Source organism: Streptomyces sp. JNUCC 64 (assembly GCF_054484115.1).
On the sequence record NZ_CM137015.1, the window covers coordinates 6,163,910 to 6,175,959 of the forward strand.

Consider the following 12,050-nt stretch of genomic DNA (forward strand, 5'->3'; position numbering starts at 1 on the left):
AGCCCGCCGCGGGCCCGGGAGCTGCGGAAACGAGGCCGACACCTCGTTCCGCCGCCCCGGGCCCGCGGCGTTCCTGTGACATGGGTGTGGCGGGTGCCCACTTTTGTGTCCGCCGTGTGACCGCCCGCTGCGTAGAACTGAGCCCATGTTCACTCAGAAGAAGCGAGCTCTCTCGCGTACCGCACTGGCCGCGTCGGCGCTCGTCGTCGCCGTTCTCGTGACCGGCTGTTCCGATGACGAGAAGAAGACCGACAACGCCGCGTCCGGCGAGGTCGCTCCGGGCGCCGAGGCCTCCCCCACCAGCCCGTTCGAGAAGGCCCTGGACTACGCCAAGTGCATGCGGTCCAACGGCGTCCCGAACTTCCCCGACCCGCAGCAGGACACCGGCGGCGTCCGGATCACGCCCGGTGACGTCGACCCGAACTCGGCGGGCTACCAGAAGGCCGAGGAGACCTGCCGCGACAAGATGCCGCAGGGCCAGGGCGGTCCCGGTGGCGGCGGGGGCCAGCTCGACTCCGCCAAGGTCGCGGCCTGGGCCAAGTGCCTGCGGGAGAACGGCCTCGCCAAGCTCCCCGACCCCGAGATCAACGGCGGCAACATGTCCATCGACCCGAAGGCGGCCGGGATCACGCCGCAGGAGTTCCAGCAGGCGCAGGGCGCCTGCCAGGACAAGTACCCGGGCGGTGGCCTGATGCTGGGACCGGGGCCGGGCCAGTGACGACCTCCGACGAGACGGAACTCGCCGTGCGCGGCGAGGAGACGGCACTGGAGCGCCGGGGCGGCGGCGCGGTCGTGGGCACCGAGAAGGAGACGGGCGCCGACGGCAAGGCGCCCGCCACCCGGGTCGACGACGCGGGCGGCGGCGACCAGCCCCCGGCCGGTCACCGCAAGCGCCGCCGGGGCAAGATCGGGCTGCTGGTCGCGGTCGCCATCGCGGTGGTCGCCGCCGCGGGCATGGCGGCCTCCGGCACCTTCGGCAGCGACGGCGAGGAGTCCACGGGCGCGGCCCCCTCCGGGCCGTCCGCCACCACCAAGGTGCAGCGGACCACCCTGACCGACACCGAGACGGTCGACGGCAACCTCAGCTACGGCGACGCCACCCAGGTGCAGGCCCCCGCGGCCTCCGGCGGTTCCGGCGGCGGTCAGCAGGGCGGCCAGCAGGCGGGCTCCGGCTCCGGCACCGCCGCGGAGGCCGAGGCCGAGGTCATCACCTGGCTGCCGGGCGACGGCGTGGTCATCGGACGCGGGGACACCGTCTACCGCGTCGGCGAGGAGGAGGTGCCCCTGCTGTACGGGTCGATCCCCTTCTACCGGACGCTGGAGACGGGCAGCGAGGGCGACGACGTCAAGGTCCTGGAGAAGAACCTCAAGGCCCTCGGCTACAGCGGCTTCACCGTCGACGACGACTACACCAGCGGCACCGCCGAGGCGGTCCGCGACTGGCAGGAGGACCTCAACCGGGAGGAGACCGGGACCGTCCAGGTGGGGGACGCCGTCGTGGCGTCCGGCGCCCGCCGGGTCGCGGAGGTCACCTCGGTGCCCGGCGCGCTCCTCAGCGGCGACCTGCTGACCTGGACCGGCACCAAGCGGGTCGTCAACGTCGACCTCGACCCGCAGTACGAGGACCTGGTCAAGAAGGGCACCAAGGCGTCCGTCACGCTGCCCGACGGCAAGAGCGTCGACGCGGTCGTCACCGACGTGGGCACCCCGCCGCCCGACCAGGGCGAGGGCGCCGGCGGCCAGGGCAAGGAGGGCGGCAGCGAAACGGCCACCATCCCGGTCCAGCTGCGGATCGAGGACCAGAAGAAGCTCGGCCGCTACCAGGCCGCCCAAGTGGACGTGGTCCTCAAGGCGGAGACCCGGGAGAACGTCCTCGCCGTCCCGGTCAACGCGCTGGCCGCGCAGCGCGGCGGGTACGCCCTGGAGGCCGTCACCGACAAGGGCGTCGACTACGTCCCGGTGAAGCTCGGCATGTTCGCGGGCAACCTGGTCGAGGTGACCGGGGCGGGTGTCAAGGAGGGCATGGTCGTGGGGGTCCCCAAGTGACCGGTCCCGCCCACCCGGTGGTGCACCTCACCGGGGTCACCAAGGCATACGGTGACGTGTACGCCCTCAAGGGCGCCGACCTCGTCATCCGGCGCGGCGAACTCCTCGCCATCGTCGGGCCGTCCGGGTCGGGCAAGTCGACGATGCTCAACATCATGGGCACCCTCGACCGCCCGACCTCGGGCACGGTGCGCATCAACGGGCACCGCACCGACGAGCTGAGCGACCGCGAGCTGTCGGCGCTGCGGGCCGGGACCATCGGCTTCGTGTTCCAGCAGTTCCACCTCGCGCAGGGCGTGCCCGCGGTCGACAGCGTCGCGGACGGGCTGCTCTACAGCGGCCGTTCGCGGTCCTGGCGGCGCGCCCAGGCGGAGACCGCGCTGCGCCGGGTCGGCCTCGGCCACCGGCTCGACCACCAGCCGCACCAGCTGTCCGGCGGGGAGAAGCAGCGGGTGGCGATCGCCCGGGCGGTGCTCGGGGACCCCCCGCTGCTCCTCGCGGACGAGCCGACCGGGGCGCTGGACTCCCGGTCGGGGGCGGTGGTGATGGAGCTGCTGCACGAGCTGCACGAGGCGGGGACGACGGTGGTCGTCATCACCCACGACCGGGACATCGCCGCGTCCCTGCCGCGTGAGGTCCGGGTCCGGGACGGCCTCCTCGAACACGACTCCGGCCAGCCGGCGGTGGCGGCCGGGCGAGTCCCCCAGGAGATCACCTCATGAGCACGCTCCAGACCGGGCCCGACGCGGACGAGGAGCTGGAGTGGCTGACGCTGCCCCCGCCCACCCGTCCCAAGCCCGCCCGGATGAGCCCGGCCGACGTGGTGCGGGTCGGGGGCTCCGGCCTCCGCTCCCGCCCCATGCGGGTGTTCCTGTCCGCGCTGGGCATCGCCATCGGCATCGCGGCGATGGTCTCGGTGGTCGGCATCTCCAGCTCCTCGACCGAGGGCCTCAACCGCCGTCTCGCGGCGCTGGGCACCAATCTGCTGACCGTCACCCCCGGGCAGTCGATCAGCGGTGACACCGCGCACCTGCCCGACGAGGCGGTCGAGATGATCGGCAACATCGACACGGTCGAGTCGGTGTCCGCCCTCGGCAAGACGAGCGCCAAGCTCTACCGCAACGACCACATCCCCAAGGAGGAGACCGGCGGCCTCACGGTCAGCGCGGCCCGCACGGACCTGCCGAAGAGCACCGGGGCGAAGGTCGTCGAGGGCCGCTGGCTGAACTCGGCCAACAGCCGCTACCCGGCGGTCGTCCTGGGGGCCAAGGCCGCCAAGCAGGTCGGGGTGCACCAGGCCGGTGAGGACGTCCAGGTGTGGATCGGCGGACGCTGGTTCACCGTGGTGGGTCTGCTCGCCCCGAACGAGCTGCTGCCGGAGCTGGACTCCGCGGCGCTGGTGGGCTGGCCGGTCGCCGAGGAACTCCTGGACTTCGACGGCTATCCGACGGCGGTCTACACCCGCACCGAGGAGTCCGCGGTCAGCGATGTCCAGGCGGTCCTGGGCGCCACGGCCAACCCGGAGAACCCGAGCGGCGTCAACGTCTCCCGGCCCTCCGACGCCCTGGCGGCCAAGGAGGCCACCGACGACGCGCTCAGCGGTCTGCTGCTGGGACTCGGCGGCGTGGCCCTGCTGGTCGGCGGCGTCGGCGTGGCCAACACCATGGTGATCTCCGTACTGGAGCGCCGCTCCGAGATCGGTCTGCGCCGCTCGCTGGGCGCCACCCGGGGCCAGATCCGCACCCAGTTCCTCTCCGAGGCGCTGCTGCTGTCGGCACTCGGCGGACTCGGCGGGGTGCTGCTGGGCATCGGGGTGACCACCGGGTACGCGGCCTACCAGGGACTGCCGTCGGTGGTGCCGCTGTGGGCCATGGCCGGTGGCGTCGGGGCGACCCTGGTGATCGGCGGGCTGGCGGGCTTCTACCCGGCGGTCCGGGCGGCCCGGCTGCCTCCCACGGAGGCCCTGGCCACCACCTGAGACGGCGATGCCCCCACGGTCACTCCCCCCGGCCCGCAGGGGGCATCGCTCTCCCTCCGCACCATCCGTCCACCGTCCCCTCCGGGGGCGGTGGCCCCGTCGACGGCACGGCAATCAGAGGACAGAGGAAGACGCATGGTCGTGGTGATGGCCCCCGAGGCTACACAGGAAGACGTAGAGGCCGTCGTCGCGCTGATGCGGGCGGCGGGCGGAGACGTCTTCGTCAGCCGCGGGGTGTCCCGCACCCTGGTGGAACTCGTCGACGGAGTGGACGAGTTCGAGGCGCTCCACCTGGGTCGCCGCCCCGGCCCGCGCGCCGACTGACCCCCCGACGGGGGCGCCCCCCTCTCCCGGGCGCTCCCCCTTGGATTCCGCCAACCCTTGCACCCCCTAGGCGATAGGGGGTGTAAGGGTTGGCGTCGTGGTGCAAGCAGGGGTTTCGACGGTGAATCGGTTGCTGTTAATTTCGGACACATCTGCGGAAGTGCGACAGCCGCTGAGATCTTCTGCTCCAAACCGTCAAGGGGGAGTCGAGAGCATTGGAAACTGGCTGGTTCCTGCAATCGCATGGGGAGCGCCACGAGACGGTCGCACCGAGGGTGGTGCGACGCGAGATCATCTCGCGTACGACGGACTGCGTCCGCGTCGGCGACGGCGATTGAGAGGCGCGAGGATGGAACCCGAGGAGGAGGAACTCCAGCAGCAGCCCGTCGTGGAAGTCGACATCGACACGCTCGATCTGTCGGGATCACCACGACTGGCCGGAGAGAGACCGGAACACATTCAGATCCTGGCCGCGATCCAGGACCCGTTGCCGCCGATCACGGTGCACCGGCCGACGATGCGCGTCATCGACGGCTTCCACCGGCTGAAGGCCACCCGGCTGCGCGGCGGACGCGTCATCGCCGCCCGGTTCTTCGACGGGGGCGAGGCCGCGGCCTTCGTCCTGGCGGTGAAGCTGAACGTCGCCCATGGACTGCCGCTGTCCCTGTCGGACCGCAAGCGGGCCGCCGGGCGCATCATCGTGACCCACCCCCAGTGGTCGGACCGACGGGTCGCCTCCGTCACCGGGATCTCCCCGGGGACCGTGGGTGACCTGCGGCGCAGGGTCAGCGTCGACCCCGACCCCGGCGGCCGCCGGCTCGGCCAGGACGGCCGGCTGCGTCCGGTCGACGGCAGCGTGGGCCGCCTCCACGCGTTGGAACTGTTCACCGAGAACCCGGACCTGTCGCTGCGGCAGGTGGCCCGGGCGGCGGGGATCTCCCCGGAGACCGCCCGTGACGTGCGCAACCGGCTGCGCAACGGCGAGGACCCGCTGCCCCGGGGGCGCCGGGGGGCGGCGGGCACGGGGGGCGACGGGGCCGACGGGGCCCGGGTCACCTCGCTGGGCCTCGCCCGGGCGGCGGCCGTCCGGGCGCACCCCGAGCCGGTGCTGGACCGGGCCGCGCTGGTGAAGCGGCTCAAGGCCGATCCGTCGCTGCGCTTCACCGAGACGGGGCGCAATCTGCTGCGGCTGCTCGCGCTCCACACGGTGCGCAAGGAGGAGTGGGACGCCATCATCAACAACGTCCCCCCGCACTGCACCGACATCGTGGCCGATCTGGCCCGGCAGTTCGCTGACCTGTGGTCGGAGTTCGCGGTCCGGGTCCGTGACGAGGTCCCGCAGATCGGCTGACACCCCCGGCCGGGTGCCCGCGCGCCGGGCGCCCGAGTGTCGAAAGCGGACGGTTGGACGCCCGCCCCGAACGGGGCGGGCGTTCCCGTTCCGTTTCCGCTTCCGGCCCCGGAGGCCGTCTCCCGGACCCGGGTCCGGGCCCGCCCCGGAGGCCGGAACCTTTCCCCGGAGCGGTGCCGTCCCCCGGGTGCGCGCCCCGGGGGACACCCGCGATTCCCGGCCGTTTCCGGCCTCGTTTCCGGACCGGCTTCCGGGCGTTCCCGCGTTCGGCCCCCGACGGTTCCGCCGCGCGTTACCGGACGCCTTCCCGGTCGTGTTCCGGACGCATTCCGCGCCGCGTCCCGAGCGCGTTCGCGGCGGCGCCCGAACCTCTGTCCGATGCCGTTCCCGAGATCGTTTCCGGTTCCGTTTCCGGAACGATTGCGGTTCGGTTCGCGGAGCCGTTTTCCGGTTTCTCCCACGAACGTTCCAAGAACAGGGAAAGGGAGGGTAATGGAACGGTGGCGGACGGGTTTTCCGGTCCCTGCCGTCCGCACCGGCATTCCGTGGTGTTGGACAACATTGTGGGGCCGGTCCGGAGCGTGTGATCCTGACCGCCGAAATCAGCACTCCGGAAAACCGATTCCGCCGAGAGGATATCCATGGCCGGACGGAGCCTGGACGACTACGCACGGCTGGCGGGGGAGGGTCTGGAACCCGGACCCGTGCCTTTCCCGGCCGGCCTCGGCGAGGTGCCGGGCGAGGTGCCCGCCGCCCCCGGACCCGATCTGCGCAGGGACGAACTGCACCGCAGCCTCGCCGATCCCGTCCTCGACACCATGAACTTCCTGAACGAGGTGACGCACCGCTATCCGGACGCGATCTCGTTCGCCCCGGGCCGCCCGTACGACGGGTTCTTCGACACCGAGCGCATCTTCACCTACCTCCGCCGCTACCTGGACCACCTGGCCGCCTCGGGACAGAGCCCCGAGGACATCCGCACCGCCATGTACCAGTACGGCCCCACCGCCGGGCAGATCCGCGACATCGTCGCCGACTCGCTCCGCGCCGACGAGGACATCGACGTCCCCGCCGACGCGATCGTCGTCACGGTCGGCGCGCAGGAGGCCATGGTGCTGGTGCTGCGGGCGCTCTTCCGCGACCCGGCCGACGTCCTCCTGGTCACCAGCCCCTGCTACGTGGGCATCACCGGCGCCGCCCGGCTGCTGGACGTCACGGTCGCCCCCGTCGAGGAGCGCGCGCACGGACTCGCCCCCGCCGACGTGGAGGCCGTCATCCTGCGCGAGAAGGCGGACGGCCGGCGGCCCCGCGCCGTCTACGTGGTCCCCGACCACTCCAACCCGTCCGGCACCACGATGGACCCGGCGGCCCGCACCGGACTGCTGGACGTCGCCCGGCGGCACGGGGTACTGATCATCGAGGACAGCCCCTACCGCCGGGTCAGCCCGGGGGTGCCGCCGCCCACCCTGAAGTCCCTGGACCGCTCCCGCTCGGTGGTGCACCTCGGTTCGTTCGCCAAGACGGTCTTCCCGGGCGCCCGGGTCGGCTTCGTGGTCGCCGACCAGCGGGTGGCGGACGGCACCGGCGGCACCGTCCCGCTGGCCGCCGAACTCGCCAAGATCAAGAGCATGGTGACGGTCAACACCTCCTCCCTGAGCCAGGCGGCCGTCGCGGGCGCCCTGCTCTCGGCGGCCGGGCGGATCTCCGAGCTGAACGCAGAGCCCGCCGCCCACTACGGCAACGCGATGCGCGCCACCCTGCGGGAGCTGGACGCCCGCCTCCCGGCCGCCCGGCGCACCGGGCTGGGGGTGCGGTGGAACGAGCCGACCGGCGGCTTCTTCCTCACCGTGCACGTCCCGTTCCGGGCCGACAACGAGGCCCTGACCGAATCGGCCCAGGAGTACGGCGTCATCTGGACGCCCATGAGCTACTTCTCCGCGCACGGCGGCGGTCACCACGCCCTGCGCCTGTCCACCAGCTATCTGACGGACGCCGACATCACCGAGGGCGTCGCCCGGCTCGCCCGCTTCATCGAGTCGCGCTCCCAGCCCGTCTGACGGACCGTCAACCCTCGCCCCCGGGTCCCGCGCCCGACGACGACACCGCGACGAAGCGATGACGGCGACGGCGACGGTGAGGCGGGCCACCGCACCCGACCACGACCACCGCGCCCGACCACGACCACGGCACCCGACCACGACCACCGCGCCCGACCACGACCACGGCACCCGACCACGACCACCGCACCCGACGACACCCCGCTCCAGAGAGAGGGCAAGGCACGTGACCGGCGTCAACGCACCGACCGAGCCGCGCAGCAAGCCGCGCATGTGGGGATGGACCTTCCGATGACCACCAGCCTCCAGGACCTCGACCACCGACCCACCGCCACCCTGACCGGGGACGGCTCCCTGCGGACCCCGTACCGGCCCCGGATCGTGGGCGTGGGCACCGCCGCCTCGCCCACCGTCTACACCCAGCAGGAGGTACTCGACGCCTTCGGCATCACCGACGCCCGGATCGGGTCCGTCTTCCGCAACAGCGCCATCGACACCCGCCATCTGACGCTCCCCGAACCGGACGCCGACGGGGTCCGCCACCCGGAGCCCCAGGGCGATCTGCTCGACAAGCACAAGGCCATGGCGGTCGCCATGGGCGCCGAGGCGCTGGCCGCCTGCCTCAAACGGGCCGGAGCCGAACTCTCCGACCTGCGGCACCTGTGCTGCGTCTCCTCCACCGGCTTCATCACCCCGGGGCTGAGCGCCCTGATGATCCGGGAACTCGGCATCGACCGCCACTGCGGCCGCAGCGACATCGTCGGCATGGGCTGCAACGCGGGCCTCAACGCCCTCAACGTGGTCTCCGGCTGGTCCGCGGCCCACCCCGGCGAACTCGCCGTCGTCGTCTGCGCCGAGGCGTGCTCCGCCGCCTACGCGATGGACTCCTCGATGCGCACCGCCGTCGTCAACAGCCTCTTCGGCGACGGGGCCGGTGCCGTCGCGCTCCGCTCCGGACCCGGCGACGAGGTGTCCGGCACCGCCGAGGGCCCCACCGTGCTGAAGTTCGCGAGCTGCATCATCCCCGAGGCGGCCGACGCGATGCGCTACGACTGGGACCGCGAACTGGACCGGTTCAGCTTCTTCCTGGACCCGCAGATCCCCTACGTCGTCGGCGCCCACGCCGAGATCGTGGTGGACCGGCTGCTGGGCGACACCGGACTGCGCCGCAGCGACATCGCCCACTGGCTGGTGCACTCCGGCGGCAAGAAGGTCATCGACGCGGTCAGCGTCAACCTGGGACTGACCCGCCACGACCTGCGGCACACCACCGGCGTCCTGCGCGACTACGGCAACGTGTCCAGCGGCTCCTTCCTGTTCTCCTACGAACGACTGCTCGACGAGCGGGTGACCCGTCCCGGTGACTACGGGGTGCTGATGACGATGGGACCGGGCTCCACGCTGGAAACGGCGCTGGTCCAGTGGTGACGACGGGAGAGAGCACCGTGAGCGACGCGAGTGACGTGCTGACGCTGGCCATCGACGGGAGCAGGCCGCTCACCGCCGGGACCGTACGGGACCTCACCGTCCTGAGCGACCGCGCCGAGGACCGGGCCACCGGCGGAACGGTCACCCTCCGGGTCACCGGCGCGCCCGGCCCGGGCTGGACCGACGGACTGGACGTGGCCCTGGTCACCAAGTGGGAACGCGCCCTGCGCCGACTGGAACGGCTGCCCGCCGCGACCGTCGCCCTCGCCACCGGCGACCTCGGCGGCACCGCCCTGGACGTCTTCCTCACCGCCGACGTCCGCATCGTCTCCCCGAAGACCCGGCTGCTGGTGCCCTTCGACGGGGAGTCCACCTGGCCCGGCATGGCGGTCTTCCGCCTCGTCCGGCTGGCCGGAGCCGCCGCGGTCCGCCGCAGCGTCCTGTTCGGCCACCCCCTCGGCGCCGCCGAGGCCCGGGAACTGGGCCTCGCCGACGAACTCGCGGACGACCCGGAGGTCGCCGCCGCCGCGGCCCAGCAGCTCATCGAGGAGCTGTCCGGCAAGGAACTCGCCATCCGCCGCCAACTGCTCTTCGACGCCCAGCACACCAGCTTCGAGGACGCCGTCGGACCCCATCTGGCGGCCTGCGACCGGGTGCTGCGCGCCGCCGGGGGGGCCGTGTGACCACCGAGCCACCCGGGGCCGACGTGCCCGACGAGTGGCGGGAAGCGGCCGGGGCGGTGGAGCGCGCCGACAAGGAGCTGGCCGCGCTGCCCGCCCCGGCCGCCCGCACCGCGACCGAACGGGCCGCCGCCGACGCCGTCAAGGACCGCGCCCGCGCCCTGCGCGCCCGGTTCCTCGCCGCCCACGCCGACACCGTCTACGACCGGCTCACCCGGGGCCGCACCAGGGAACTGCGGATCGACGGACTCGTGGCCGCCGCCGCCCTCGCCTACCCCGGACTGGTGCCCACCGGGGACCGGCTGGCCCGTGAACGCGCCCTCCCGCAGGCCGAGAAGGAGGGCCACGAGATCGACCAGGGGATCTTCCTGCGGGCGGTGCTGCGCTCACCCGTCGCCGGACCGCACCTCCTGGCCGCGATGCTCCGCCCCACCGACCGGGCCCGCGAACTGCTGCCCCGGTTCCTGCGGACCGGGACGTTGGAGCTGGAGGCGGTCCGGCTGGAGCGCCGCGACGGCGTCGCCCGGCTGACGATGTGCCGCGACGACCGGCTGAACGCGGAGGACGAACGCCAGGTCGACGACATGGAGACCGCCGTCGACCTGGCGCTGCTCGACCCGGGCGTCCGGGTCGGCCTGGTGCGCGGCGGCGAGATGAGCCACCCCCGCTACCGGGGCCGACGGGTCTTCAGCGCGGGCATCAACCTCAAGTACCTCAGCTCCGGGGACATCCCCCTGGTGGGCTTCCTGCTCCGCCGGGAACTGGGCTACCTCCACAAGCTGGTGCGCGGCATCCGCGCCGACGACGCGCCCTGGCACACCCCGTACACGGAGAAGCCCTGGGTCGCCGCCGTCGACGGCTTCGCGATCGGCGGCGGCGCCCAGCTGCTGCTGGTCTTCGACCACGTCATCGCCGCCTCCGACGCCTACCTCAGCCTCCCGGCCGCCCGCGAGGGCATCATCCCCGGCGTCTCCAACCTGCGCCTGGGCCGCTCCACCGGACCCCGGCTGGCCCGTCAGGTGATCCTCTCCGGCCGCCGGGTCTGGGCCTCCGAACCGGCGGCCCGGCTGCTGGTGGACGAGGTGGCGGACCCGGCCGGGATGGACGCGGCGGTGGAGCGGAGCCTCACCGCCCTCGACGGGGAGGCGGTGATCGCCAACCGGCACATGCTCAACCTCGCCGAGGAACCGGAGGACGCCTTCCGCGCCTACGCGGCGGAGTTCGCCCTCCAGCAGGCGCTGCGGCTCTACGGCGCCGACGTGATCGACAAGGTGGGACGGTTCGCGGCGGGCTCCACGTGACCGGGCGGACCGGACCGGCCGGTTCCCCCGACGACGACCGCCCCCGGGTCCGCTACGAGAAGAAGGACGGCGTCGCCCGGGTCACCCTGGACCGGCCGCACGTCCTCAACGCGATGGACCTGCGCACCCACCGCGAACTCGCCGCGGTCTGGGACGACGTGGAGGCGGACGACGAGGTCCGGGTCGCCGTCCTGACCGGGGCGGGGGAGCGGGCCTTCTCCGTCGGCCAGGACCTCAAGGAACGGGCCCGGCTCACCGCCCGGGGAGCCGCCCCGACCACCTTCGGCAGCCGGGACCAGCCCGGCTGGCCCCGGCTCACCGAACGGTTCTCGCTCTCCAAACCGGTGGTGGCGCGGGTCCAGGGCTACGCGCTGGGCGGCGGCTTCGAACTGGTCCTCGCCTGTGACCTCGTCATCGCCTCGCACGACGCGGTGTTCGCCCTCCCGGAGGTCCGGCTCGGCCTGGTCCCCGGGGCGGGCGGGGCGTTCCGGCTGGCCCGGCAACTGCCCCTGAAGACGGCCATGGGGCATCTGCTCACCGGCCGCCGGATGGACGCGGCGACCGCCCTGCGCCTCGGGCTCGTCAACGAGGTCGTGGCGGCCGGGGAACTCGACGCGGCGGTGGACTCCTGGACCGACGACCTGGTCCGCGCGGCCCCGCTCTCGGTCCGCGCGATCAAGGAGGCCGTGCTGAAGTCGGTGGACCAGCCGCTGCCGGAGGCGTTCGCCACCCGCTACGCCTGGGAGGAACGGCGCGCCCGCAGCGCGGACGCCGCGGAGGGCCCCCGGGCCTTCGCCGAGGGCCGCGACCCGGTCTGGTCCGGCCGCTGAGACCTCCTTCCCCGGCCCGTCGACGTGATCACGACCACGCCGACGGGCCGGGGCG

General features: G+C 73.1%; 11 protein-coding genes. All 11 read left to right on the plus strand.

The annotated features are described in order from the left end of the window. Nucleotides 1-145: 145 nt before the first annotated feature. Nucleotides 146-718: a hypothetical protein gene (locus ACVWNX_RS25320; RefSeq protein WP_454410180.1), complete on the plus strand. Its 573-nt coding sequence runs from the start codon at nucleotides 146-148 to the stop codon at nucleotides 716-718. Continuing rightward, the gene (locus ACVWNX_RS25325; protein WP_454410181.1) at nucleotides 715-2,046 is read left to right on the plus strand and encodes a peptidoglycan-binding protein; all 1,332 of its coding nucleotides are present in this window, start codon (nucleotides 715-717) and stop codon (nucleotides 2,044-2,046) included. Before ACVWNX_RS25320 ends, ACVWNX_RS25325 begins: the two co-directional genes overlap by 4 nt. After that, entirely contained in the window at nucleotides 2,043-2,768 is a 726-nt protein-coding gene (locus ACVWNX_RS25330) for an ABC transporter ATP-binding protein (protein ID WP_454410183.1), read from the plus strand. The genes ACVWNX_RS25325 and ACVWNX_RS25330 overlap by 4 nt, the downstream gene beginning before the upstream one ends. Further along, the gene (locus ACVWNX_RS25335; RefSeq protein WP_454410185.1) at nucleotides 2,765-4,024 is read left to right on the plus strand and encodes an ABC transporter permease; all 1,260 of its coding nucleotides are present in this window, start codon (nucleotides 2,765-2,767) and stop codon (nucleotides 4,022-4,024) included. The genes ACVWNX_RS25330 and ACVWNX_RS25335 overlap by 4 nt, the downstream gene beginning before the upstream one ends. Nucleotides 4,025-4,159: 135 nt before the next feature. Continuing rightward, nucleotides 4,160-4,348, plus strand: a complete 189-nt coding sequence (locus tag ACVWNX_RS25340) for a hypothetical protein (RefSeq protein WP_454410186.1) — start codon at nucleotides 4,160-4,162, stop codon at nucleotides 4,346-4,348. A gap of 349 nt (nucleotides 4,349-4,697) precedes the next feature. Continuing rightward, the gene (locus tag ACVWNX_RS25345; protein WP_454410188.1) at nucleotides 4,698-5,699 is read left to right on the plus strand and encodes a streptomycin biosynthesis protein; all 1,002 of its coding nucleotides are present in this window, start codon (nucleotides 4,698-4,700) and stop codon (nucleotides 5,697-5,699) included. A gap of 641 nt (nucleotides 5,700-6,340) precedes the next feature. Continuing rightward, the gene (locus ACVWNX_RS25350) at nucleotides 6,341-7,756 is read left to right on the plus strand and encodes an aminotransferase-like domain-containing protein (RefSeq protein WP_454410189.1); all 1,416 of its coding nucleotides are present in this window, start codon (nucleotides 6,341-6,343) and stop codon (nucleotides 7,754-7,756) included. 291 nt (nucleotides 7,757-8,047) lie between these two features. Further along, nucleotides 8,048-9,184, plus strand: a complete 1,137-nt coding sequence (dpgA, locus tag ACVWNX_RS25355) for a 3,5-dihydroxyphenylacetyl-CoA synthase DpgA (RefSeq protein WP_454410190.1) — start codon at nucleotides 8,048-8,050, stop codon at nucleotides 9,182-9,184. Between the two features lie 17 nt (nucleotides 9,185-9,201). Continuing rightward, nucleotides 9,202-9,867 (plus strand): enoyl-CoA-hydratase DpgB, encoded by a 666-nt coding sequence (dpgB, locus tag ACVWNX_RS25360; protein ID WP_454410191.1) that lies wholly within the window; start codon nucleotides 9,202-9,204, stop codon nucleotides 9,865-9,867. A gap of 56 nt (nucleotides 9,868-9,923) precedes the next feature. Then, nucleotides 9,924-11,165 carry a (3,5-dihydroxyphenyl)acetyl-CoA 1,2-dioxygenase DpgC gene (gene dpgC, locus ACVWNX_RS25365; protein WP_454414932.1) on the plus strand — a complete coding sequence of 414 codons (1,242 nt, stop codon included), beginning with the start codon at nucleotides 9,924-9,926 and terminating at the stop codon, nucleotides 11,163-11,165. Further along, nucleotides 11,162-11,995 carry an enoyl-CoA-hydratase DpgD gene (dpgD, locus tag ACVWNX_RS25370; RefSeq protein WP_454410193.1) on the plus strand — a complete coding sequence of 278 codons (834 nt, stop codon included), beginning with the start codon at nucleotides 11,162-11,164 and terminating at the stop codon, nucleotides 11,993-11,995. The genes dpgC and dpgD overlap by 4 nt, the downstream gene beginning before the upstream one ends. Nucleotides 11,996-12,050 lie beyond the last annotated feature (55 nt).